The organism is Neolewinella lacunae, from assembly GCF_014349155.1.
GTDB lineage: Bacteria > Bacteroidota > Bacteroidia > Chitinophagales > Saprospiraceae > Neolewinella > Neolewinella lacunae.
Genome location: NZ_JACSIT010000069.1, coordinates 39,761 through 64,614, shown reverse-complemented (window position 1 = coordinate 64,614; position 24,854 = coordinate 39,761). Strand labels below are relative to the sequence as shown.

General features: G+C 59.5%; 16 protein-coding genes. 10 read left to right on the top strand and 6 right to left on the bottom strand.

Annotated features, from left to right (window positions below; translation table 11 throughout):
• The 3 genes from H9S92_RS05775 to mnmA form a co-directional block, all read right to left on the bottom strand.
• On the bottom strand, window positions 1-4,578 hold a 4,578-nt coding region (locus H9S92_RS05775), incomplete at its 3' end, for a hypothetical protein (protein ID WP_187465768.1).
• A gap of 257 nt (window positions 4,579-4,835) precedes the next feature.
• A complete protein-coding gene (locus H9S92_RS05770) occupies window positions 4,836-5,144 on the bottom strand; it encodes a hypothetical protein (protein ID WP_187465767.1) in 309 nt (102 codons plus the stop codon).
• 258 nt (window positions 5,145-5,402) lie between these two features.
• Window positions 5,403-6,506 (bottom strand): tRNA 2-thiouridine(34) synthase MnmA, encoded by a 1,104-nt coding sequence (gene mnmA / locus H9S92_RS05765; protein ID WP_187465766.1) that lies wholly within the window; start codon window positions 6,504-6,506, stop codon window positions 5,403-5,405.
• Between the two features lie 445 nt (window positions 6,507-6,951).
• Between mnmA and H9S92_RS05760 the strand changes: the two genes are divergently transcribed.
• On the top strand, window positions 6,952-7,893 hold the full coding sequence (locus H9S92_RS05760) for a septal ring lytic transglycosylase RlpA family protein (RefSeq protein ID WP_187465765.1): 942 nt from the start codon (window positions 6,952-6,954) through the stop codon (window positions 7,891-7,893).
• A gap of 1 nt (window position 7,894) precedes the next feature.
• On the opposite strand, the gene H9S92_RS05755 is transcribed toward H9S92_RS05760, so the two are convergent.
• Entirely contained in the window at window positions 7,895-9,574 is a 1,680-nt protein-coding gene (locus H9S92_RS05755) for an RluA family pseudouridine synthase (protein ID WP_187465764.1), read from the bottom strand.
• Window positions 9,575-9,726: 152 nt separating this feature from the next.
• On the opposite strand from H9S92_RS05755, the gene H9S92_RS05750 reads away from it, so the two are divergent.
• The 6 genes from H9S92_RS05750 (at window position 9,727) to rpsT (ending at window position 18,716) form a co-directional block, all read left to right on the top strand.
• Window positions 9,727-11,943, top strand: a complete 2,217-nt coding sequence (locus H9S92_RS05750; RefSeq protein WP_187465763.1) for a DUF6851 domain-containing protein — start codon at window positions 9,727-9,729, stop codon at window positions 11,941-11,943.
• Between the two features lie 111 nt (window positions 11,944-12,054).
• The gene (locus H9S92_RS05745) at window positions 12,055-13,380 is read left to right on the top strand and encodes an MFS transporter (RefSeq protein WP_246463682.1); all 1,326 of its coding nucleotides are present in this window, start codon (window positions 12,055-12,057) and stop codon (window positions 13,378-13,380) included.
• Window positions 13,381-13,751: 371 nt separating this feature from the next.
• A complete protein-coding gene (locus H9S92_RS05740; protein WP_187465762.1) occupies window positions 13,752-14,492 on the top strand; it encodes an electron transfer flavoprotein subunit beta/FixA family protein in 741 nt (246 codons plus the stop codon).
• Window positions 14,493-14,567: 75 nt separating this feature from the next.
• The gene (locus H9S92_RS05735; RefSeq protein ID WP_187465761.1) at window positions 14,568-15,527 is read left to right on the top strand and encodes an electron transfer flavoprotein subunit alpha/FixB family protein; all 960 of its coding nucleotides are present in this window, start codon (window positions 14,568-14,570) and stop codon (window positions 15,525-15,527) included.
• Between the two features lie 285 nt (window positions 15,528-15,812).
• Window positions 15,813-18,323, top strand: coding sequence for an alpha-amylase family glycosyl hydrolase (locus tag H9S92_RS05730; protein WP_187465760.1), 2,511 nt, complete (start codon window positions 15,813-15,815; stop codon window positions 18,321-18,323).
• Window positions 18,324-18,461: 138 nt separating this feature from the next.
• Window positions 18,462-18,716 carry a 30S ribosomal protein S20 gene (gene rpsT, locus H9S92_RS05725; RefSeq protein ID WP_187465759.1) on the top strand — a complete coding sequence of 85 codons (255 nt, stop codon included), beginning with the start codon at window positions 18,462-18,464 and terminating at the stop codon, window positions 18,714-18,716.
• A 327-nt stretch (window positions 18,717-19,043) separates the two neighbouring features.
• On the opposite strand, the gene H9S92_RS05720 is transcribed toward rpsT, so the two are convergent.
• On the bottom strand, window positions 19,044-20,015 hold the full coding sequence (locus H9S92_RS05720; RefSeq protein WP_187465758.1) for a YpdA family putative bacillithiol disulfide reductase: 972 nt from the start codon (window positions 20,013-20,015) through the stop codon (window positions 19,044-19,046).
• A gap of 170 nt (window positions 20,016-20,185) precedes the next feature.
• Between H9S92_RS05720 and H9S92_RS05715 the strand changes: the two genes are divergently transcribed.
• Window positions 20,186-21,181 (top strand): polyprenyl synthetase family protein, encoded by a 996-nt coding sequence (locus H9S92_RS05715; RefSeq protein ID WP_187465757.1) that lies wholly within the window; start codon window positions 20,186-20,188, stop codon window positions 21,179-21,181.
• A gap of 62 nt (window positions 21,182-21,243) precedes the next feature.
• Here the strand turns inward: H9S92_RS05715 and H9S92_RS05710 are convergent, their stop codons facing one another.
• Entirely contained in the window at window positions 21,244-22,416 is a 1,173-nt protein-coding gene (locus H9S92_RS05710; protein ID WP_187465756.1) for a hypothetical protein, read from the bottom strand.
• Window positions 22,417-22,498: 82 nt separating this feature from the next.
• On the opposite strand from H9S92_RS05710, the gene cdaA reads away from it, so the two are divergent.
• Window positions 22,499-23,293 (top strand): diadenylate cyclase CdaA, encoded by a 795-nt coding sequence (cdaA, locus tag H9S92_RS05705; RefSeq protein WP_187465755.1) that lies wholly within the window; start codon window positions 22,499-22,501, stop codon window positions 23,291-23,293.
• A 734-nt stretch (window positions 23,294-24,027) separates the two neighbouring features.
• Window positions 24,028-24,660, top strand: coding sequence for an outer membrane beta-barrel protein (locus H9S92_RS05700; RefSeq protein ID WP_187465754.1), 633 nt, complete (start codon window positions 24,028-24,030; stop codon window positions 24,658-24,660).
• The last annotated feature ends 194 nt before the right edge of the window (window positions 24,661-24,854 follow it).

The window sequence follows — 24,854 nt, the reverse complement described above, 5'->3', positions numbered from 1 at the left end:
GCCGCTGCCGTCGGTGGCCTCAATTTCTACCTGGAGATTGACGTTGCCTACGTCGTCGCAGGTGAACGTGAGGACCTGGTCGAGGAACTTTGCTCCTTCAACCTTCGCAGCACCTGCGGCCGCGCCCGAACCCGTCAAGGTCGTCATGGTGGCGGGCAGGCGGAACAAGTCGGTGACTTCCGCGAAGCAATTGTCGCTGACGGCGTAATTGTAGTCTTCGACGGCGAGTTCGGCCAGGCCGTTTTCGTCGAGGTAGAGGGTCGTGTCGTTCGCCATTACGATGGGGGCGATCTCGTCGACCACCGTAACGCTGAAGGTGCAGCTGCCGGGGTTACCGCTGGCATCCAGCACCGTGGCGGTGCGCTGGAAGGTGGAATCCGCGAAGGTGCAATCAAAAGTGCGGGCGCTGAGGCCGCCATCAACGGTTGGACCGGAAATGCTGCCTTCGCAATTGTCTTCAACGCTTACTAACGCCTCATCGTCCGCAATAACTGCCTCGCCATTGCTGTCGAGGGCCACCGTGATGGCTTCGCAGATGATGATGGGGGCGGTGGTGTCCTGGACAGTGAAGACTTGCTCGCAGGTCGTCATCCGGCCACAGCCGTCGGTGGCCGTGTAGGTGAAGGTGTAAGTGGTTCCGGCAAAGTTGGGGGTACCAACAATCACAGCTTCAGAAACGGTAACGACTGGCGTACCGCAACCGGAGGTGGCCGTAGCGTCGGTGGCCTCAACGGTGGGTACTACGCCGCAGTCGATGAGGGAGTCCGCCGGACAAACAGTGAAGACTGGCGCGTCGCCGTCGAAGGCAATTGTGGAGCGGAAGAAGATGGAGTCTGCCGCCTGGTTGCCCGCGTCGTCGCGAATGACCACCACGTTGACGATGTCTACGGAGCAGCCGGGGATCCGGTTTTCTTCGTAAGAATCAACGAAAGCGCTTTGGAAACCTTCACTGGAGCAGTTGTCGTCTACGCAACCAGTAAGGTCAAAAGATGCAACGTAGATGCCACCAGCAGCAACCGAGAAGTCACTCAGGTTGCCGATCGGGGAGAACGTTCCGGAGGGGGAGTTCGGGAAAATAGCATCCGGGCAAGCGGAGAAGGTGGCGGTGAACTCGGTACAGGTGACGGTGGGCGCTATTTCGTCGATTACCGTTACGTTGTAAGTGCAGCTACCCTGGTTTCCGGCTGCGTCGGTAGCTACTACCGTGCGGGCGACTGTGGTACCAACGGCAGTGCAGGTGAATACGCGGTTGCCCATGCCACCCACGGTGAAGGGACCAGAAATGTTGCCCGGGCAGTTGTCGGTGATGCTCACTACCGCCTGGTTATTAGTGATCGTGACGCTGCCACTGGCACCTACCGCTACGGTGATGTCTTCGCAGACGATGACGGGGGCGGTAACGTCGTTGACCGTTACGGTGGTCGTACACTGGCTCATGAGCGCACCATCGCTGACGGTAAGCGTGACGTTAGTCGTGCCCAGCGCGTAAGGGCCAACCGGGGATACGGAGAAGGTCAGCTGGTCCATGTCCTCATCCGTAGAGCCACCGTCGAAGTCTTCGGCGGTAACCGTAGTAGCTTCGCAGTTGGCGTCGGCATTAACGATTACGGGTTGGCAGACGGCGACGGGGGCCTGGTTGCAGGTCATCAAAGGATCCGTCACCGTCACGGTGATGGTACAAGGGGTTTCGTTGCCGTTGCCGTCTCTGGCAGAAATCGTGGTAGAGTTGTCGCCAATATTGGAGCAGTTCCAGCTATTCACCGTGATGCCGAATTCCGCGGAAATAGTGGCGCAGTTGTCCTGGAAGTTGGTTTGGATGTTGTCTCTAACAAAGTTGGCAGAAGGAATGGAGAACATCCCGTTGGCATCGAGCGACACGGTGATGTCCTGGCAAGTGAAAACAGGCCGGACGGTATCAAGTACCGTGACTTGGGCGACGCAGGTGGCCATGTTACCCGCAGCGTCAAAAACGGTCAGGGTGACCATATTTGGGTTACCAGCGACGTCGTCACAATCGAAGGCATCGGGCACGACGGTGGAGGAAGATATGCCGCAGTTGTCGTTGGAACCATTGTCTACGTCAGCGGGCGTAATGGAGGCCTCACCGTTGGCATCGAGGTAAACATCGATGGGCTGGCAAATCGCCTGGGGGCCAGTGGCATCCTGTACGGTAACCGTTACGGAACAGGTAGCCGTGTTGTTGCTTTGGTCCTCTACGGTCAGGGTGACCAAGTTAGGGCCAACTTCGGCACAGGTGAAGGTGTTCACGTCAAGGCTCAGGGTAGGGGTGGTACAAGCGGTAGAGCCGTTGTCGACCTGCGCAGGGGTGATGGTGGCCATCCCGGCGGCATCCAGTTGAACGTTGAAGGGGGCGACGCAAAGGGCGGTGACCGTTTCTGCAACTACGATGTCTAGGGTGGTGCAGTCTCCGCCGGCGGGAACACAGCCGCCTTCGCCACGGACGTAAATGGTGGTGGTGCCCACCGTAGCAAGTGATCCGAGGTTGATGACCGAATTACTGCTGCGCAGCACTTCCGTTCCGCCGCAGCTAATGGTGTACACTACCCATTCCGTGGCGTCGTTCAGGCTACCCGTGATGGTGAGGGTAATGTTGTTGCCAGCACCGGGGCAAACCGGATCGGGGCTGTAGGACAGGTTGGTGATGACGGGCAACTCGCAGCAACCAAAGCCAGCGATACAATCTACTGGCGGAATGCCGGAGGTACTGGTATTGCTCGTCTCCCAGTTAGCTGGCGTATTGGTGGCGAGGCGGTTGGCACTGATGCCACCGGGGAGATTGCTACAGTCAAAGACTGCGTTGTCTACCTCCGGGGAAATGGCCAGCGAGGTGCCGGGGTTGTCAATAAAGACTTGGGGCTGGGCGGAAGACTGCGCATCCGTAGCATCAGCATCCCAATCACCATTCATTTGAATGGCGGCCAAAAGCGTTGGGCTGCCGAGCGTTCCTTGGAAGGCGAAGATCTGGTCTCCATTAATGGATAAATCTACAGATCCGGAAATACTCGTTACCGTTCCCGCAGGCGAGCCGTCGTAATTAAGGAAGTTACCCCCCGTTACAAAAAATTGATCGCCACAGGTGGCCATACCACCAAAGGTGAGGGCAATGAGGCCTTCGCCCGTCCGGAAAGCACCTGATGCAAGCCAGCCATTGTCGGTGAAGTTGATGACCGTGCCGGTTCCGATGTCGGTGAAAATGACGAAGGAGAAGGTGTCAGGATTGTCGGAATTATACCCAGTAAATGCCAGGTCGCCGATGGCCAGGGTGCTGGCGGCGCTGAAGCTGACCATTACCTCATCCGAGGTGGTAGCACAGCCTGGGTTGATGACTTCCCACTGAAGGGTGTAAGTCACGCCGGGCGTACCGCTGAAAGAAGAGGTAGGGGAAGTTGCGTCACCGAACATTCCGTTGCCGTCGCCGCTGGTTTCCGTCCATACGCCCGTTCCGGGGCTGGGGTTGCTGCCTGACAGGGTGGTCGAGGTACCCATCAGGTTCAGTTGGTCCGGGCCCGCGTTGGCCGCCGTACCCATCGTCATGATGGTAATAGATTCACTTACCGTTCCACCCATACAGTTGGGGGTGGTCACGAAATAAGTAGTGGTCCCCTGGATACTATTGATGGTGAATTGTGGGGTTACTACCGGACCATTGATGATCGGCCCGGCGGCACTGCCCGTCCGCAGCGTATAGGCCGTAGTGCCGGGGTCAGCACCGCCGTTGATGACAATGTTGACGCTGGCCGTGGGGCAAAGCGTGCCCAAGGGGTTTTGGCTCAGGGCAATCGTAGGATCCACGCAGGCCATGCCGATGGTGAACATCGCGGGGATGTCGGCTGGGTAGTCTACACCGTCGGCGTCGCAGCATTCGTTCGCGGTGCCACCATCTTCCAATGTCCAGTTGCTGGCCACATTGACGATGGCAGCAGCAGCAGCGGCTTTGGAAGGGAAGACTGTTCCCCCAGTGTAGATGCCAAGGTCGGCATCAATGTCGACACCGGTAAAGTCTACAAGGAAGCCACTGATGGAAGCAGGTGGGGTATTGGTTTGCCCCCCAGTACCAGCATTATTGGTCAGCAAGGCAGAAATCAGCGTTGGGGAAGCCAAGGAACCCTGGAAAACGTAAATTTCTTCGTTCGAAGTTGACAATTCCCAAGCATCCGCGCCCACAAAAGCCACGGTACCCGTACTGGCTGAAGGCGTAGGGCAGTTACCGGAAGTAGAAGCATTCGTTGTCACCTGCACCACCGTTCCGGCGGGAAGCACGCTCGCACTATTGGTCCAACTCAGGGTGCCTTCTCCAGTAGTGAAGACTCCACCAGTAAACTCATTCTCGGTAAACAGAACGACTTCGTTGGCGGGAATGGGGACTAAGGCAACGAAAGCGAAGCCGTCACCACAATTGGCATCGGGAGATGTTGGGCCAGAATCAGAATCCGTAACAATCGCCACAATCATCACATCCCCGGGCGCCAGTTGGGCAGACAGGGAAAAGGAGAGGCAGAACAGCAGCAGGAGGGCAAGAAACCGCCCGGGGCGGCACAGGGTAGCGCTTAGTTTCATGATTACGATTGTAAAAGATCAAAGTTGGGGGCGGTCGGTCTCCCCATGGAAATTATGCATAAAGGTACATCCCCGGTTACTCCCCAAAGAAAAAAATTGTGGGAACTTAAAAATTTAGGGGCCAAGAGGCCATTATTCAGCCTGCAAGTAGGGCCAGGCCCGCAAAAACGGGCGTTAAAAGTCACTTCGGCGGGTGCCAAAAAGCCCCCCCGGCGCTTGCTCCAGCCAGGTAAAAAGGAATCCGAAACTCGCTTGGTTTACTGCAACAGGCGCGCCCGCAGACGTCCGTCCACGGCCTTCAATTCAATGCGCTGTGCAGATTGGTTAACGAAGGTGAGGGTTCCCGGTGCGCTGTTCAACACGGCCTTGGGAGCACCGATGGTGCGCAGCAATGCTTCGTTGCCGTGGGGATAGGCACTGAGTAAGGACTGGAAGGAAGCCAGCAAATCACGCTCGCCTTGCGAAAGTTGCAAAACAGTAAAACTGGCAGCAGCTAATGGTCCGGTAGCCGATAGGCCTGCAACGACCAGCCCGGCTCCGGTCATAAAGTTTCTACGATTCAACATGATAGCGTTATGTTCTCAAGGCGGTGGGCCCCGTTTCCTTACCCAGGAATGGCCCAAATGTAGGTAATTGGCAGCAATGCGAATGCGACCAAGTGTTCAGCGGGGCAAAATTTCGTGGCAGAGGGACACCCCGGCGAGCACAAAAACTGCGGGAAACCCGGGAAACTCCCCGGTGCCTGGCCTGTCCCCTGCCCCGCTCCTTTGTCCGTTCCAGGGCACCTGCGGCCGCGCCAAAACCGAAAACTTTGCGCCGAAATGCTACCGGCTGGCGTGGATGAGGCCACCCCCAACGACGTCGTCCCCCTCGTAAAAGACGGCACTCTGCCCCGGGGCCACGCCACGTACGTCGGCGTAAAACTCAACGCTCAGGCGGTCGGGCGCGAGTTGCTCGACGAGGCTGAGGGTGCCCGCATCCTTGTAGCGCACTTTGGTGAGCAGTTCCAGGCCGCCCGCCGGCAGTTCGGCGTATTTTTGGAGGGTAGCGCCGCCGACGGTCATGCCATTGCGTACCAAGGCGTCCACCGGGCCAAGGGTGACGGTGTTGGTGGCCGCGTCGATGGCCGTAACGTACATCGGTTCGCCGAAGGCCATCCCCAGTCCCTTGCGCTGGCCGATGGTGTAGAAGGGGTACCCCTCGTGCTGCCCCAGCACTTCGCCGGCCGTACTCACGAATTTGCCGCCCGCCACCTGTGCCTCCAGCTCGGGCAAACGCCGCTTGAGGAAGCCCCGGTAGTCATTGTCGGGCACAAAGCAGATTTCAAAGCTTTCGGCCTTTTTGCTCAGTTCTTCGTAGCCAAAGTCGTAGGCCAATTGCCGCACCTCGGGCTTGGTCATGTGCCCGAGCGGGAAGCGGCTGCGGGCCATGCATTCCTGGCTGAGGCCCCACAAAACATAACTCTGGTCTTTGTGGCTGTCCGCGCTCTTGCGCACGTGCCAGCGCCCGGCCTCCGTCTGGTTCAGTTGGGCGTAGTGGCCGGTGGCGATGAAGGCGCAGTCCATCGCATCGGCCCGCTTCAGCAGGGCGCTCCATTTGATGTGGGTATTGCAGAGCACACAGGGGTTGGGCGTGCGGCCGGCCATATACTCATCGACAAAATTGTCGATAACGTGGTCGCCAAACTCGTCGCGGATGTCAATGATGAAATGGGAGAAACCCATCGAAACGGCCACCGAACGGGCGTCGTTGATCGAGTCGAGGCTGCAGCAGCCCGTCTCTTTCTTGGCACCGCCGGAGTTGGCGTAGTCCCAGGTTTTCATCGTGATGCCCACCACCTCGTAGCCCTGTTCGTGCAGGATCATCGCGGTGACGGTGCTGTCAATGCCGCCACTCATGGCAACGAGTACACGTCCGTGCTTGCTCATATCGTTGGTTTTTCGCGGAGGTTCAAGGGCCTCGCCAAAAAGAAGTGCAAAGGTAACGCTTGGTAGATTGGGGAGGTTGCAGAAGAAGGTATTGTCGCGGCTTTAGCCCGACTGTGCCGGGGGCGGATATTGTCGCGACTTCAGCCCGACTCCTTCAAGACCGGAGGTCCTGCCCTCAGTATTGTGGGGCTGAAGCCGCGACAGTACCTTGGGGGCCTCCATTTAAATCCATGCTTTACTCCATGTAACTCTCTGGGATAAAAAAGGACCGTCAGTCCGGAATAGTCGGGCTGAAGCCGCGACAATACCTTTTAGGGCGCGGGCGCAGGTGCCGGGTAAGTCGTTCAAGAGCGAAGAAAAGACGACAATGTCCGTCACTGCAAAAATTCCTACGAACTATTGGCGGGGGCGAAGGCGTTTACAAACACACACAAAACCAGACCCGATGCGTCACTTACTGATCTTACTAGTTTTAGCCATTTGTTCTTCCTATCTGCCCGCCCAGTTGGTCGGCGACACCGAAAATGGCCTGGCCAGCTACTACAGCGCGGAATACCACGGGGCTGAAACGGCCTACGGGGTGATTTACGACAAAAACCAACTCGTAGCCGCCCACCGGCAGTTTCCCCAGAACAGCGTCGTGCGGGTCCGCAACATCGAAAATGGTAAGACTGTCGACGTACGCATCATCGATAAAGGCCCCTTTATTCGCGGCCGCGTCATTGAACTGAGCGAGCGCGCCGCCGCCAACCTCGGCATGCTCGGCAAAGAAACCGTCCCGGTGGAAATTACCCTGCTCTCTACCCCCAGCCAGCCCGCCGCGGTCAACACCGATCCTCCCCGGCAAACGCCCGTTGTGCCCGAAGCCACCCCGGCCACTCCCGTCACCCGCCCAACTACCGAACCCGCAGCCACGCCAGCGACCGACACCCGCGTAGTGACGCCCGAGCCCGCCCGCCCCGCGCCCGTCCAGCCCGGTGAAGTAACGCCCCGTAGCACTCCGTCCACCACGGCTCCCATCAGTACCCCGCCCCCCACCGTATCCGCCGCCGACGCGGTAAAAGCCACCCCAGTGGTCAAGAAAAACTACGTTCGCCAAAATGCCTTTGCCCCCGGCACTTACAAGATCGAATTGCTCAAGCCAAGCGGCGGCAACTTTGGCGTGCAGGTAGGCAGCTTCAAGGACCTGGAAGGCTCCATGGATAAGGTAGCTGAACTACAGGGCAAATGGTTTGAAAACATCCTGGTCCAGAAGATCAACTCAGGTCCCTTTGCTACCTACAAAGTCATCCTCGGTCCTTTTGATACGCAAGCCAGCGCCACCCGCTACGCCTCCGACCTCAAGAAGCGCTACAAGATGGATGGCTTCACCGTTACCCTCGAGTAAGTCAAAAAATTACCGGTACTTCAAACGCTACGGCCTGCCGGGTAGTAGGGTGCGTAAAGGCAATCCACTCGGCGTGCAGACACAGCCGGCTGGCCGCAACGCCGTATAAGTCATCCCCTACGATCGGCGCGTTGAGTCCGCCGGGGTGGGCGGCGTGCACGCGAAGCTGGTGGGTGCGCCCGGTAACCGGCCACAAGTGAACCAAAGTACGCTTGCCCTCCCGCCCGATTACTTTCCAGTGGGTGCGGGCGGTCTTGCCGTGGGTCGTACAGACGATCTGCCGTGGCCGGTCTTCCAGGTCGCCCCGCAGCGGCAAATCAATCGTCCCTTCTTCGCCGTCCACCACGCCTTCGAGCAGGGCGATGTAGCGCTTTTGCACGGAGCGTTTGAAGAACTGGTGCTGGAGCAGCTTGTGGGTTTCTTTATTTTTGGTGAGGAGGAGCAGGCCGCTGGTGCTCATGTCGAGACGGTGGACGATCAGTGGTCCGGTAGCACTGGGATACCGCTTTTTGGCGCGCAGCCAGACGGAGTCCTCGATGTTCTTGCCGGGAACGGAGAGCATCTCGTGGGGTTTATTCACCAACAGGAGGTCATCGTCTTCGTAGACGACGGTGAGGGATTTGCCTACGGCGGGGTTTTGGAGCAGGGGGTTGGGCTCAACGGACAGGCCCTGGAGCATATGGCCCAGGATGGGTTCGCATTTGCCCCGGCAGGCGGGGTAAAAGTTGCCGTGCTTGCGGATTTCCGAGGCAGGAGATTGTCCCCACCAAAACTCGGCCATCGTTACCGGGCGCAAACCGTGGCGGTAGGCGTACTGCAAAAGTTTGGGGGCGGCGCACTCCCCTGCCCCGGCCGGCGGCGTCTGGAAGATGGTTTCGCGGAAGATGTCGGGCAAGTCCCGCTCCCGGCCCTCCGCGTCCAAAAAGCGGTACTGCTCGAAGATGCGGTGCTGGAGGGCGTGCGAAAGTACCTTGCGCTGTTCCCTGAGGTCGGCTACCTGCCCGGTATAAGTCTGGAGCGTAGCGCGCAGGGTGGCCAGGCGCTGTTCCCAGGCCCGGACGAGGTCTTTGAGGGCAAAATGCTGCCCGACGCTTTCGCGGGCCAAGGCGGCTTCGAGTTGCTGAAAATCTGTGGGCGGAAGCAAGTCGCGTTGGGCATCCCGGCGGACGGCCCGCTGGCGTTTGGCGCTTTTGAGGGCAGCTTTTTCGGCGGCGATTTCGGTGGCGGCCTGGTCTTCGGCGTCGAGAAGGGCCTGGCGGGCGGCGGCCAGTTCCGGGCTGTTTTCGAGGGCTTCCAGCCGGGCGTTGAGGGCATTGACCTCCTGCTCGCCCGCCTTGTAGAAACCGTCTTCCTGCAAGACGTCGTAGACCGGTGGGACGAACCCGGGTAGGTGGTTGCTGTCCGCCAGTTTCCCTGAAAAAGCCGCCAGGTAGCCCACCTCGCCCGCCGGGTTTACCACTACGAGTACCCCAAACATCTTCCCCTGGGCACCGATGGCTCCGGGCTGACCGAAGTCGTAAGACCAGTCCGTCTGCGTCGAAAGGCGTTGCTGCAACTCCGCCGCTGCCCGCAAGGCCAGGGGATGGGGAGCGGAATGGAAGGGGTAGTTGAGCCGGGGGGGCAACTCGGCCAACGGCACCGGGGGCTGAAAGGGAATAAATTGGGGAGCGGCTTCGGTCATGGGGACGGCAAAGATCGGGATTTTCCGCCGGGGAAGCGGACAAGGGAAGCACCGAAGCCGCAAAAGCAGGATTTTTAGCGTACCTTCGTTGGCCAGCGGGGCCTGCGGTGAACGCCCCGTCTTCCTTTCTGATAATTGAAATTTCCGGTCCGATGAAATTACTTTCCGTCGCGCGGGGGGCTTGCCTGGCTCTCCTTATCCTTACCCTGGCACCTGCGTTGAGCGCCCAAACGGAGCACAGTGTGGCGCGGCAGTGGAATGAGCAGATGCTGGAAGCCATCACCAATGATTTCGCGCGGCCGGTGGTGCACGCCCGCAACCTTTACCACATCTCGGCGGCGATGTACGATGCCTGGTCTTTGGCCACTGAAAAGGGACGCCCCTGCCTGATGGCCAGCACCCAGGCCGGCTACCGGCTGGGCATCGACCACTGGAAAATCCCCGCCTACGCTGACCCCGACACCGCCGCCGAAGAAGCCATCAGCTACGCCGCCTACCGCATGATCCTGCACCGTTATCAGCGGGCACCGGGCTACGCTGGCATCGTCAGCCGCGCCGAACAACTGATGCAAGACCTGGGCTACGACCCCGCCTACACCGGCACCGATTACCAGGGCGGTGGCCCCGCCGACCTGGGCAATTACATCGCCCAAAGCATCATCGCCTTCGGGATGCAGGACGGCAGTAACGAGGTGGCCAACCACGCCAACCGCACCTACCCGGCCCCCTTCAACTCGCCGCTGCAATTCACCAACCCTTTCTCCATTTTTGCCGTCCTGGACCCCAACCGCTGGCAAACCCTGCAATTTCCCGGGACGATCATCGACCAGTCTGGCCAGGTCATCGGGAACGTCCTGTTGCCATTTTTAGGTGCCGAATGGGGAGACGTCACGCCCTTCGCCCTGAAAGCCGAAGACCGGAAAACGCCCGTCCCCGGTGTACACTACGGCAACAGCCCGATTTACCACGACCCCGGTCCGCCCCCCTACTTTTCGCGTACCGATACCCAGCAGCTCGCGTACTACCGCTGGGGCTTTGAACTGGTTTTGAAGTGGTCTTCTCACCTCGACCCCCGGGACGGGGTGATGTGGGACATTTCTCCCGGTGCCCTCGGCAACTTCACGGGTACTTATCCTACGGACTACGCCGACTACCCTGATTTTTACAACGTGCGGGACGGGGGAACCTACAACGCCACCGGCCACCCCGTCAACCCCGTTACCGGCCAGCCCTACCCGCCCAATATCGTCCCACGCGGCGATTACACGCGGGTTTTGGCGGAATTCTGGGCCGACGGACCGGCCAGCGAGACCCCGCCGGGGCACTGGTTCTCCATCTTCAACACGGTGCTGGATCATCCCCTATTTGAGCGCCGCATCGGGGGGGAAGGACCGGAACTGCCGGCGTTGGAATACGACGTCAAGGCCTACCTCACCCTGGGCGGAGCCATGCACGATGCGGCCATTACGGCCTGGAGCATCAAGGGTGCCTACGACTACGCCCGGCCCATTACCGCCATTCGCTACATGGCGGTGAACGGGCAGAGTTCTAACCCCAACGGCAGCAACTACAGCATCTTTGGCCTCCGCTTCGACCCCGGACTGATTGAGCCCATTACCGATTTCTCGGAGCTCGAAAACAATACCACTTTGGCCCTGGTCAAAGCGCGTGGCTGGATCGGCCCCGATGCCATCGCCAACCCGGAGACGGACGTGGCGGGCGTGGGCTGGATCAACCCCACGATGTGGATGCCCTACCAGCGCCCCAATTTCGTGACCCCCAACTTTGCCGGCTACATCTCCGGGCACTCTACCTTTAGTTCCACCGCCGCAACGGTCCTGGAAAAACTCACCGGCTCGCCCTATTTCCCCGGCGGCGTGGGGGAATTTGTGGCCTCCAAAAATTCTTTCTTGGTCTTTGAAGAAGGGCCAAGCGTTGACGTGGTCTTGCAGTGGGCGACCTACCGCGATGCCTCCGACCAAACGAGCCTGAGCCGCATCTGGGGCGGGATTCACCCGCCGGCCGATGACGTCCCCGGCCGCATCATCGGCATGGAAGTGGGCGAAGACGCTTACGACCGCGCCACGGCCATTTTCGCCGAAGACCTCACCGCCACCCAAAGCCCTGCGCAGGTAGAAAACCTGCGGGCCTACCCCAACCCCGCCCGCCGGGGTATGGCCGTTACGCTGGCGTTCAGCGACGAAAACTTCCGGCGGCAAGTGCGGGTGTACGACGTGAACGGGCGGGTTCTCCAGACCTTGCCGGCACCGGGCCGTACCGTCGGCATCCCCACGGATGTTCTGCCGGGCGGCCTGTACTTCGTGCGGACCCTCGATGGCCGGGCGGGTGGTGTCTTCCAGGTGTTTTAGTGCACAGTGCCGTAGTGGAGTAGTTTATAGTTGAACTACTCCACTACCAACGATATCCCTTGATTCGGAGAACTTATCGGATATTGACGGCGAAAAGCCGATCAATCCACCATGTCTACTCCCAGCTATACCCGTCCCTTTTACGCCTTACTTTCCCTGCCGGCTACGGCCATGGGTTTTGCGCTCTGCGTGCAGATTGCGGCCCTGAGCTGGATATTGAACACCCAGTACGGGCTCAACATCGAGGAGATTGGATACGTCTGGCTGGCCGGTCCGGTAGCGGGTATTCTGGGGCAGGTCATCATCGGAGCGGTGAGCGATAATGTCTGGCTCTGGGGCGGGCGGCGGCGGCCCTTCATCGTGATTGGGGGGACGATTGCGGCGCTTATGATCCTGGCCCTGCCTAACCTGGGCCTCATCCAAACTGCCCTGGGGGTAGAGAGCATCATCGGCATTGCCATTGCCGTAGCCCTTACGCTGGACCTGGCCATTAACGTCAGTTTCAACCCCGCGCGGTCCATCATCGCCGACGTAACGCCGCTGGGAGACGCCCGTACCAGGGGCTTCACCTGGATGCAGACCATCTCCGGCTTCTTCGGGGTACTGGCCTACCTGATGGGGGCATTCATCAGCAACTACTTCCTGATCTACAGTGGCGCGGCCATCGTGTTGCTCTTTTCGCTCATCCCGGCCTTTTACATCCGGGAGCCACGACACTTGTCCGTGCCCGAAGAACCGGAGGCGCTTAACGTACAGGAGGCGCTGGTGCCCGACGTAGGCATCGGGGTGGCGAACAACAGCACCGACTGGTCTTCCTTCCTGAAAATCTGCCTGGCCCACGGCTTCACCTGGGTGGGGGTGCAGACGATGTTCATCTACACTTTTGCCTACATCAAGGAGGTGATTATGGGGTTTGAGACTACGCAGGACCTCAGTGCCACCCAGAACGACGCCATCGGTTTCAGCATCGGGGTAGCATTTGCCATTCTGAACACGGTGGGGTTCCTCTTGCCTGCGCTGGTACTGACGCCCATTGCGGAGCGGATCGGCCGGGTAAAAACCCACGCGGCGGCCATTGCCATCAGTGCGCTGGGCTACGGGCTCATCGTGGCGTTTGGTACCTCGGTGGCGGCGTTTTACGCCCTGATGGCGGTGGTGGGCATCGGCTGGGCGGCGGTGGTGAGCCTGCCCTTCGCAATCATGACCGAGGTGGTAGACCAGCGGCGGATGGGCCTGATGATGGGTCTTTTCAACCTCTCCGTTGTCTTGCCGCAAATCGTGGCTTCCAACCTCGGGGGCTTCATTGAGGCGGCGGCGGATAAATCAATGATCTTCTGGATTAGCGGCGGCACCCTGGCGGTAAGCGCCTTGCTGTGGCTGCTGGTCAAGGAGCAACGGAGCGGGACGAAGGAAGGGGCGCTGACGCAGGTGCATTGAGGGGATTGGGAGATGGTTCATAGTTCTGTAGTTCTGGGGTTCTGGGGTTCTGGGGTTCTGGGGTTCTGTGGTTTGTCTTGGGGGGCGGGAGAATGGCTGCGGCTGGGTGGGTAAAAGTGACCAACAGATTACCAGCGAATTTTCGCTAAACCTTGGTGATCGGGGGCAACTGCCCTATATTTGCGATCCGCAGTTTGGGGGAAAGGTGTTGGGCATTGCTTCCTGGTCCTTTCCCTGGCACCTGCGGCCGCGCAAGATGCCTCGCAGTTTGCGTGGTCCCGACGAGCGAAAGCGGAACTCGGGGCCGCGCCCACTGCTCTGGCCCAGGCGTGGTAAGAAACGAGCCCGATTAAAGTGATCAAAGCGAAAATATGAAGCTGCTGGTTTGCGTCAGTAAGACGCCCGAAACGACTACCAAAATCCAACTTACGCCCGACCAAGCGGCGCTGGACGAGCGGGGCGTGAACTATATCATGAACCCCTACGATGAGTGGTACGCGCTGGTGCGCGCCATGGAACTTAAGGAAGCCGTTGGTGGCACGGTGACCCTGCTCAACGTTGGCCCCGCCGACAATGACGCGGTCATCCGCAAGGGCCTCGCCATTGGGGCTGACGATGCCATCCGGGTAGACGCCACCGAGGGCGGCAGCCTCTTCATCGCCAGGCAAATTGCCGCCCAGGCCAAGGAAGGTGCCTACGACATCATCTTCTTCGGCAAAGAAACGATTGACTGCAACGGCTCCGAAGTAGGGGCTATGGTCGCCGAGCTGCTTGACCTGGCGTACGTCGGCGACGCCAGCAAACTGGAGGTGAACGGCACGGCAGCCACGGTTACGCGCGACATTGAAGGCGGCGTGCAGGTGGTGGAAGTAAACACCCCTTTCGCCCTGAGTGCCGCCAAAGGCATGGCCGAGCAACGCATCCCCAACATGCGCGGCATCATGATGGCCAAAACCAAGCCCCTGAAGGTAGTTCCCGCCGTGGAAGCCAGCCCCACCACCCGGGTGCAGCACTACGACCTGCCGCCCGCCAAATCGGCCGTCCGGCTCATCGACCCCGAAAATATGGACGAACTGGTGCGCCTGCTCCACGAAGAAGCCAAGGTGATTTAACGCCCACTTCAGCCCTTTCCCTTAACCAATCCAGATGCCCGGCCCAGCGCCAGATCTGCCCAAAAAATCAATACGATGGTCCTAGTATTTGCGGAAGCGAGCAACGGAAAATTCAAAAAAGCGGCCTTTGAGGCCGTTACTTACGGTGCCAAAACGGCGGCCGCCCTCGGCACCGAATGCCACGCCCTTACTTTGGGCGAAGCAGACGCGGCGGGAGAACTGGGCCGCTACGGCGCCCAAAAAGTGTACCACCTCAACGCGCCCGAGTTGGCGACCTTTGACAGTGCGGTGTATACGGCGGCCATCGCCGGTGCGGCGCAGGCCATTGGCGCGAAGGTCATCGTCCTGATGCACAACAGTACGGGAAAGAACCTGGTGGGCCGCCTGGCCGCCCGGCTCGAGGCTGGCTCCGCGCCCGGCGTAAATGCCCTGCCCAAGGTTGAGGGCGGAAAGTTTACGGTCCGCAAGGCCGTATTCTCCGGCAAAGCCTTCGCTGAAGTGGAAATCCTGACGGACTACAAAATCATCAGCCTGGCTGGCAATTCCATTCCCGTAGAAGAAAGTGGCGCGGCCGTGGCAGTAGAAAGTCTGAACGTAGCCCTGCCCGCACCCAAAACCAAAGTGCTGGAGACCAAGCGGGCGGAGGGCATTACGCCACTGCCCGAAGCGGAGCTGGTGGTATCCGGCGGCCGCGGCCTCAAGGGCCCCGAAAACTGGGGAGTGATTACTGACCTGGCGGACGCCCTGGGTGCCACCACCGCTTGCAGCCGGCCCGTTGCCGACGTACACTGGCGCCCCCACCACGAGCACGTAGGGCAGACCGGCGTGGCCATCCGGCCCAACCTCTACATTGCGGCCGGCATCAGCGGTGCCATCCAGCACCTGGCGGGCGTCAACAGCTCCAAGACCATTGTAGTGATCAACAAAGACCCCGAAGCGCCCTTCTTTAAGGCTGCTGACTACGGGGTGGTGGGCGACCTCTTTGAGGTGCTGCCGCGCTTGACGGAAGCGATTAAAAAGCATAAGGGGGTGTAGTTAGTTCAGTAGTTCATAGTTCAATAGGTGATACACTGACGGGTACTGAGCAACGACTATTGAACTATGAACTATCCAAGGGTTGTCGTAGACCAATACTTTTGGTTAGGTGCAGGGGTAGATTGATGCCTTTTTTGCGGAGCCTTGGGGTGGATGAAATTCCTAGAAAGGGGGGTAGGGGAAAAGACTGGAAATAGTATCTTTGGAGCACGTTCAATCTATCGCCAGGTGGTTTTAGCCAGCTGTGTGATGGGTGCATTTGTTTCACAATCTGCTTCTGAGATCATGCAAAAAATACTCTTCCTCTCGCTGTTGATGGCGGGTAGCCTTTCCATCGGCGCACAAGACTTCATGCTGCAAGGCTGGTTTTGGGATTATCCTAAGGATGGATGCTTTACCTCCTCAGGCAATTACAGTGGGCCAAACTGGGCCAGTACGGTAAACAGCAAGGTGAATGACCTGGCCAATGCGGGCTTCACCTACGTTTGGCTGCCGCCCCTTTCCCGGGCCAGCTTCGGGGCCTGCTCCAATGGCTACGACCCCCAGGACCTCTACGACCTGGGCGACCCCGCCATTGGCCGTACGGGCTTCGGTACCCGTGCAGAGGTAGACGCCCTGGTGGCCAACCTAAGTGGGGCGGGCATTCAGTCGGTGGCCGACGTCGTATACAACCACCGCGACGGGGGAAAGCCGGAAGACAACCCCGCCGTGAAAGCCTACATTGAAACCCACTTCAACGGGATGGGTAAGCAACCCTACCCCAGCGATCGCTTCCGCTGCCGGCTCCCCCTGGGTGGTAGCTACGGTGCGGGAGATTACTACTTCAAAATCAGTTCCAAAACCCAGAGCTACGGACCCAACGAATACCAGTTCCGGGCCTACGTCGCGGGGGTCCCGCGCGCGGCGGCACCCGACATCAACGAAAACGAGCCCAACGGGGGCGGGGATTGCAGCCCACAGCCGTTTAATACCGTACAACTCAACCAACGCATCCGCGCCACCCTCTTCGACTTCAGCGGCTGCTACACCGACGAGTTTAAGCTGAGCATCAGCGCGGCCGACTTCCTGGCCGGTGGAGATGACCTCTTGATCGACCTCATCAACGCCAACGTCAGCGAGCGCGGCTACTCCGACCACCGCATCTACGCCATCTACTACGAGTCCAACCCCGGCACCCAGGGCATCAATATCCCGCTGGAAGACCTGAAATACCAAACTTATACCGACTTTACGACCATGCCCAGCGGGCAGGGGCCGATGAACTTCGAAAATTTTCGTCCCAACAGTGCGAATACGAGCACCACCTTCATGGCTGGCGACTTCGATGCCCCCCTGTTTTTCTACGACGTGGTGCAGGAAAATCCTTCGACCCTGGCTACTTACGCCGACTGGACCCACTGGCTGCTCAACGACGTAGGCATGGGCGGGCTGCGGCTTGATGCGGTCAAGCACTTCCCTCCCGTTTTCGTCGCCCAAATCCTCGATGAACTCGCCAGCCGCAACCCCGGCTCCAACCCGCCCATGGTGGTCGGCGAATTTTTCGATGGCAACCCCACGCTGCTTGCCGCCTGGGTAGACCAGGTAAACAGCAACATCACCAGCAGCACGGCCTACGCCCGGGTATTCGACTTTACCCTCCGCAATGCCCTGAAGGAGGCCTGCGACAACGGTGGCTACGATTTGCGCAACGTCTTTTCCAGTTCCCTGCGCGACAATGGCCTCTCCGGCTTCAACGTAGTAACCTTCATCAACAACCACGACTTCCGGGGACCTGGAGAACCCGTACAGAACGACTTGCTGCTGGCTTACGCTTACCTGCTGACGAACAACCAGCTGGGCGTCCCCACGGTATTTTACCCCGACTTCTTTGGCACCAGCATCCCCAACGCGCCCGTCTTTAACCTGGGGGCGGAGATCAGCGAACTGATGCAAATCCACCGCGACCACATCTTTGGCTCGCCGACGGTAGACTACCTCAACCGCTTCGGAACTCCTTATTTCGCCAACTATCAGCAAGGGAGCTCCAACCGGGCCCTGATCTACCAGATCATCGGCGGAGCAGGAGCGACGGACCTGGTGGTGGCCATTAACTTCGGCAATTCCACGCTGAAGGTAGACCAGACCATCAACGCTACGGCTTCCGGCGGGCTCACCCAGGGATCCATTTTTAATGATCTTACGGGCAATGCCTTCAACAGCAGCACTACCCTTAACGGGAGCAACCAAATCCTGATTGACGTACCCGCTAAGTCTTTTGCCATCTACGCCGCTACGGGAGCCAGCCTCCCGGTGGAACTGCTGAGCTTCACGGCACAGGTGGATGCCAAAGGCCTGGTTCAACTGGACTGGGAGACCGCCCTGGAAGAAAATGTGGCCGACTTTGTGCCCGAATACAGCGTGGATGGCAGCACTTTCGTCGCCTTGAACCCCGTCAATGCCCGCAACACGCCGGGTAAGTACGCCTACACGGATAACCGCCCCTGGCCGCAAGCGGTACGCTACTACCGGCTCCGTTCCCGCGATACCGACGGGCAGGAACAACTGAGCGCCGTGCGCCGCCTGACTTTCCGCGCTAACGACCTCCTGCGCGTCAGCCCCAATCCCGCTGGCGACCGGGTGCGGGTCTTTGGCCTGGCCACCGAAGCGGCGTGGCTGCTGACCAACGTTGCCGGGCAGCGCCAGGACCTGAACGCCCACCGCGGCGACGGCTGGCTGGAAATGGACCTGACACACCTCCCGGCGGGCCTCTACTACCTGCGCACGGGCGGAGAAGTCGTCAAAATCGTCAAACAGTAGCCAAAGCGGGCTTCCCGGCCTGCCCGTCGGGAAGCCCGCCCCCGCACCAAACTAAATTTTCCCGCCCCTCTTTTCCAATTCCACGAAAAGCTGTACCTTTGCGGACCGTTTCAAACCCGGAGTAAAAAACAAGATAGCATGGCACATCATAAGTCAGCCCAAAAGCGGATTCGTCAAGACGCCAAGAAGCGCCTTCACAACCGTTACTACAAGAAATCTACCCGTACCGTCATCGCCAAAGTGCGGAGTATGGAAGACAAAGACGAAGCCGAGAAGCAACTCCCCCGTCTTTTCAGCATGATCGACCGCCTGGCAAAGCGCAACCTGTTCCACCCGAACAAAGCTGCTAACCTGAAGTCTGGCCTGGCCAAGCACGTTCAATCCCTGGGCTAGCCCACGCTTTACCCCTTGGGTTTGATCGTTTTCGGGAAGCCTCCCTTTCGTTACGCGGAAGGGAGGCTTCCCTGCGTTGGGGAAGGGAGTAAAGGGGGGAAAGGAGTAAGGGGATAAAGGGGGAAAGGAGGGACCCTGCTGCGCAGGTCTTTTTTGAACCACTAAGGACACGAAGATGGACTAAGTAGGGAAGGGGGCCACAAAGCCCCTGCCGGCCCTGGAGGGGCCGCTTGGGTAGCGTCGGGTGAAGCCCGACGTTTTCGTTTTAGTCCGTAAAGTGTAGACATTCAAATATGAACAGTCTCGTTGCCAACCGTTTGACCTGCCTTATTTCGCCTGCAAGTGGATGATGATGCGCTCGCCGTGGTCGCGCGTATTCTCGATAAAGAGCTTGCTGGTTTCCTGGCCGGCGCAGGCTACGCCCGCCAGATAGACGCCGGGCAGCTGGGTCTGGAGCGTCTCCGGGTCAAAAATTGGCTTGCAGGCATCGTCGGTTTCCACGGGTAAGCCCAGGCGTTCAAACAGGGCGTAGTTGGGCAGGTAGCCGGTCATGGCCAACACAAAATCGTTGGCTACGCGCAAGGGGCCTGCGGGGGTATTCAAGTCTACAGAAGCAGGATGAATGGCCGTAACGGTGGTATTAAAGTGGGCCGTGATGCTGCCTTCCTTGATGCGGTTTTCGATGTCGGGGCGGATCCAGTACTTCACCCGGTCGTAGATGCTGTCGCCACGGATGGCCATGGTCACGCGGGCTCCTTTGCGCCAGCACTCCAGCGCCGCGTCGCAGGCACTATTGGCTGCGCCGACGACCAGAACCTCCTGGTTGATGTAAGCGTGGGGGTCATCGTAGTAGTGCTTTACCTTGGGCAAATCCTCGCCCGGCACGCCCAGCAGGCGGGGGGTATCGTAAAATCCGGTGGCTACGCACACGGCGCGGGCGTGGTAGGTCGCTTTACTGGTACGCACGGTATACCCCTGGGGAGAGCGGGGCTCCATGCCCAGCACTTCTTCGTAGAGGTGAAGGTGCAACCCATTGGCCTGGGCCAGGCGGCGGTAGTATTCGAGCGCCTCGGAGCGGGTGGGTTTATCGCCGTGGCTGATGAAGGGCGTGTTGTGAATTTCCAGCTTCAGCGAGGTGCTGAAAAAAGTCATATTGACGGGAAAATGAAACAGGCTATTGGCCAGCATCCCCTTTTCGATGATGAGGTAGCGGAGGCCGGCCTTTCGGGCGCTGATGCCCACGTTGAGGCCGGTGGGGCCACCGCCGATGATGAGGAGGTCGTAGGCTTGGTCGTCCATATTTGCTGGGGCTGACGCCGGGGAATACTTGTTCCGGCGACTGACGGTTAGTTGTGGGCTCGCGAACGCCGCAGAGGGCTGCCCAAGGGGGGGCAAGCGGAAAACAGATAAATGTCCACCTTGGTTGGCCGGGCGGGTGGGGAGCGCGGCGGGCTTCGTACTTTTGCCGCATGTCTGCTACCCCTGCCTCACTACCTGCGGCCCTGCTCGGGGCCTTTCTTACGGAGCTTCGTGCTACTTTTTCCGACCGCGAGCCGCGTGGCCTCTACCAGCCGATTGATTACATTCTGGACCTGGGCGGCAAGCGCGTCCGCCCCCTGCTGGCCCTGCTGGCTGGCCGGATGTACGGCGATGAAGACCTGCGGCAGGCCATGCCCGTGGCACTGGCCGTGGAGGTATTTCACAACTTCACGCTCGTCCACGACGACATCATGGACGATAGCCCCTTGCGGCGTGGGCAGGCCACCGTCCACGAAAAATGGGACGTCAATACCGGCATTCTCAGTGGCGACCTGATGCTGATCCAGGCCTACGCCCACCTTTGCCGCTGCCCCAACGCGGCGGCGCTGCCGGGCCTGCTGGCGGCCTTTAACCGGGTGGCCACTGGCGTTTGCGAGGGGCAACAACTCGACGTAGATTTCGAAACCCGCTCCGACGTGACCGTCGGGGAATACCTCAGCATGATTGAGCGCAAAACGGCCGTGCTACTGGGCGGGGCTTTGGAGATGGGGGCGCTGGCCGCAGGTGCAGGGTCGGTTGATGCGCAACATTTGTACGCTTTCGGCCGGCTGACGGGACTGGCCTTCCAGCTCCAGGACGACCTGCTGGATACGTTCGGTGATAGCCAGGTAACGGGAAAGCGGACGGGCAACGACATCATCCGCAACAAGAAAACCTTCCTTTATCTCCAGGCCAGCGCAGCACTGCCGCCCGCCGAAAGTGCGGAACTCGCCGCCCTCTTCGCCAGCTCCCCCGCCGATCCGGGCCCTAAGGTGGAGCGGGTGACGGAGCTGATGGTCCTGGCTGGCACACCCCGGGCCGTAGCGGAACTGCGCGATGCGTACCAGGCCGAAGCAGTTGCCCACCTCACTGCGGCGGGTGGTGACCCGGCGGTGAAAGAAGTCCTCCTCCAACTCGCCGAAGATTTGCTTCAGCGCGAAGCTTAGGATTCGATTTTCCTTGCTTTTTCAACGGGACCTGGCACCTGCGGCCGCGCCCCAACGTGGCACTAGTAGCAGGTGACGAGCTGCCGCAGGGCGTCGACCTGATAGATTTGGTATTCCTCGTAGCCGCCGGACCAGAAGATGCGGACGTAGTCGAGGGCCTGGCCGCCGAGCTCCTGGGCGGCACCCCGGGGGAGGCGGTAATCAACGTTGTAGTTGAGTTCGCGGCGGCCGTGGTCGATGATGCCGACGACCTCGCGGGCGGCCTGGAGGGAGATGTGCCGTCCGTTGAGCAGGTGCAGGCTGAGGCTGGAATTCTCCGGCAGGAAGCCGTAAGAAGTCATGGCATTGGCGTTGGCGAAAGTGAGGGTGAGGTGGAGGTAGCGCTCGCCGCGGTCGTCGCGGGTGAGGTAGGCGGTGCAGCGGAGGTATTCCTTGCCATCGAGGAAGGGCCGCAGGTTTTCGTCGGTGTGGGTAAACAGCAGGCGGGGAAAGGTGACGGCTTGGGCGTTGTTGACGCTGGGCAGGCCGACGGGGTTTCCGCAGGGTGGTGCTTCGTAGAGGGGAAGGCGACCGGCGGCGGGGCCGAAGCCGCTGAATACGGGCTCGGCGGGGAGGAGTTTTTCGAGGCTGCGTTCGGTCCGGGTGGCGGGTTTATCGATGGTGGGTCCGCGGCGTTCGCTCCGGCGGGCGGCGTTGTAGGCGTCGACGTAGCGACCTTCCTGGACGATGATGGCGGCGGCGGCGGCCCGCGTTTCGGCGGCGGTGCGGTCGGCCAGGGCATTGGTTTCTACTTGCCGGGCGAGTTGGAGGCGGCGCTGGAGGGCATTGGCTGCTTCGAGCCGGCCGCCGCTGCGGGCGCTTTCGAGGTCGCGTTCCAGCTGGAGGCGGTTGCTGACGGCGGCGCTGGCGCGGGTACGGGCCAGGGCTTCGGCTTCGCGGGCGAGCTGGAGTTTGCGTTCGGCGATGTGCTTAAGATCGGCCTCGGTGGGGTCTACGCCGTCGGCCAGGGGCTCGATGGTGGCCTTCACAACGGGGTAGATGTTCCTGGCACTGTCTTTTTGCATGGCATCGATCAACGTGAGGTCGTTGAAATAGCGGGCTGTCCCATCGGCGTACACGATGATCTTTTCGCCGGCCGCGTTCGTGCGCAGCTCTTGTCCCCAACCCTGCACCTGCGGCAGCGCCCAAAAAAGAACAAACCCGTACCAGAACCGAAAGGCGCGCGGAGTAAGCATGGGGCAAAGATACGGGTCCCCGTGGGGAGTGCCGCAGCAATTCCTGGTGCCTGCCAAAGCAGATCGCTCTATCTTCGCGTTTATGCAGTGTCTGCTTTTCAAGATCGGTTTTCTCCAGGTAGACGTCTGGGACCTGTTCGATATCCTGATCGTTGGACTCCTTCTTTACCAGTTGTACCAGTTGCTGAAGGGCAGCATCGCGCTCAATATTTTCGTGGGCATGGTGTTGCTGTTCCTCAGCTACCAGGTGTTTCAGGCGCTGGGGATGGACCTGCTGAGCAGCATACTGTTTCAGTTCACTAACCTGGGTTTCATCAGTCTGATCATCATTTTCCAGCCGGAGGTGCGGCGCTTTTTGTTGCTGCTGGGGACCAATACGCTGCGGCAGCGGGATTCGTTCTGGAGCCGGCTGCTGGGCAAGGAAGACCCCACGCTGGACGCCACCGAGGAGGTGGAAGAGATCCGGCGGGCCTTTCTCCGCCTGGCGCGCAGTAAGACCGGGGCGCTGATCGTTTGCACCCGCGATGCCGACCCCGAGACCATCATATCCGGGGGCACGCCCCTCAATGCCAACATCAGTTATGGCCTGATTGTCAGCATTTTCCACAAGGAAAGCCCCTTGCACGACGGGGCGGTGGTGATTGAAAACCGGCGCATTTCGCGGGCGAGCGCCATTTTGCCGGTATCGGAGAATACGACCCTGCCAAAGAGTGTGGGCCTGCGGCACCGGGCGGCCGTGGGGGTATCCGAAAAAATTGACGTGGGCTGCTTCATCGTTTCGGAGGAGACGGGGAAAATTTCCTTTGCCCACGGCGGGCATCTGGAACGGGGGCTGGGGGAAAAGCGGCTGACGGAGTTGTTGAATGCTTATTTGTGAGGTCAAGACGTTTTACGTCGCAGCTGAGGTCAAGACGTTTTACGCGCAGTTGTTTTAGAACAGTTCCGGACCTCCGGTCCGGTAGGTTTATTTTAGCCCATGGAGTTGCTTGGAGTTGGGGCATGGAGTTGCTTGGAGTTTTTGTGAGGTCAAGACGTAGGGTGTGTAATCTGACGGGAAATCTGTTCGCCGTTTTTTGGCTCCCTTGTAAAAACGTAACTACTGGTTTTAAACGTAGTTATGAGTTTTTCCAACGGCACAGTTACCGTGAGGGCATTCTGCATCAGATTACACACCCTAGGTCAAGACGTTTTACGGCGCAGGAAAGAGAATCTGGCACCCCTCACCCCTCGACGTGGAACGTCTCGACCTTTCGTCAGGCATCCCTCGACGTGGAACGTCTCGACCTAGGGTGTGTAATCTGACGGGAAATCTGTTCGTCGTTTTTTGGCTCCCTTGTAAAAACGTAACTACTGGTTTTAAACGTAGTTATGAGTTTTTCCAACGGCACAGTTACCGTGAGGGCATTCTGTATCAGATTACACACCCTACGTCTCGACCTTTCGCCAGCAGCCCCCTCGACGTGAAACGTCTGAACCTCAGCAAGAACATTAAGTGGACGGTAACGCGGGTCTTAACGGCTTTTAACGGTGATGAAGCAATTTGGGGCCGAACTTTGCCGCTAAATGAATAAAAACCGACATCCCGCTTCATAACCAACATCCCTCTGTATCATGAACTACCGCATTTTTTCCCTCCTCGCTGGCCTTTTGTTTTCGGTGCCAGCTTTTGCCCAAGTAGAATTTGGCCTCAAGGCCGGACTGGCTACTGAGTCCTTACAAGAAGAGCGCTTTGACCTGAGCCGCGCGGGTCGCGAAGACCTGGCGCTGGCCATTTCGGACGCCGACTACGGTTTCCAGTTTGGTGCCTTGCTGCGCATTCCTTTCTCCGAGCGCTTCGGCTTGCAGACGGAGCTGACCTTCAACAGTGCCAAAACCGACTTCAGCTTTGACGACCCCGACAGCGACGGCACCCAGGTGTTCCGCGAGCGCTACAACGACCTCAACGTACCCCTGATGGCCAGCTGGAAACTGGCTTTCCTGCGGCTGAACGCCGGGCCGGTGGGCCACTTCTTCGTTTCCTCCACCAGCGACCTGATGGATGCCGACGGACTGGAGCGGACCTGGGATTCGTTTAACCTGGGTTACACGCTGGGCGGCTCCATTGATATTGGAAAAATCACGCTGGACCTCCGCTACGACGGCAACTTCAGCAAATACGGCGAAGACTTCTCCGTAGCCGGCGAGACCTTCCGGGTGGACCAGGCGCCTAAGCGCTGGATTGGCACGCTGGCGTACCGGTTTTAGTGCAGTAGTCTTGTAGTTCATAGTTCAATAGTCCAGTAGTTCAGTAGGTGCCGGTTCCCTAATGAACTATGAACTATCAACTATGAACTCCCCAACCAACCCTGGCGCTTACCCTGGCCTCCTTAGCTGGAGACCTCAACGTGATGACCCGAACTTTGACACGCAACAACCGTACTTCGGAAATACCCGCTCGC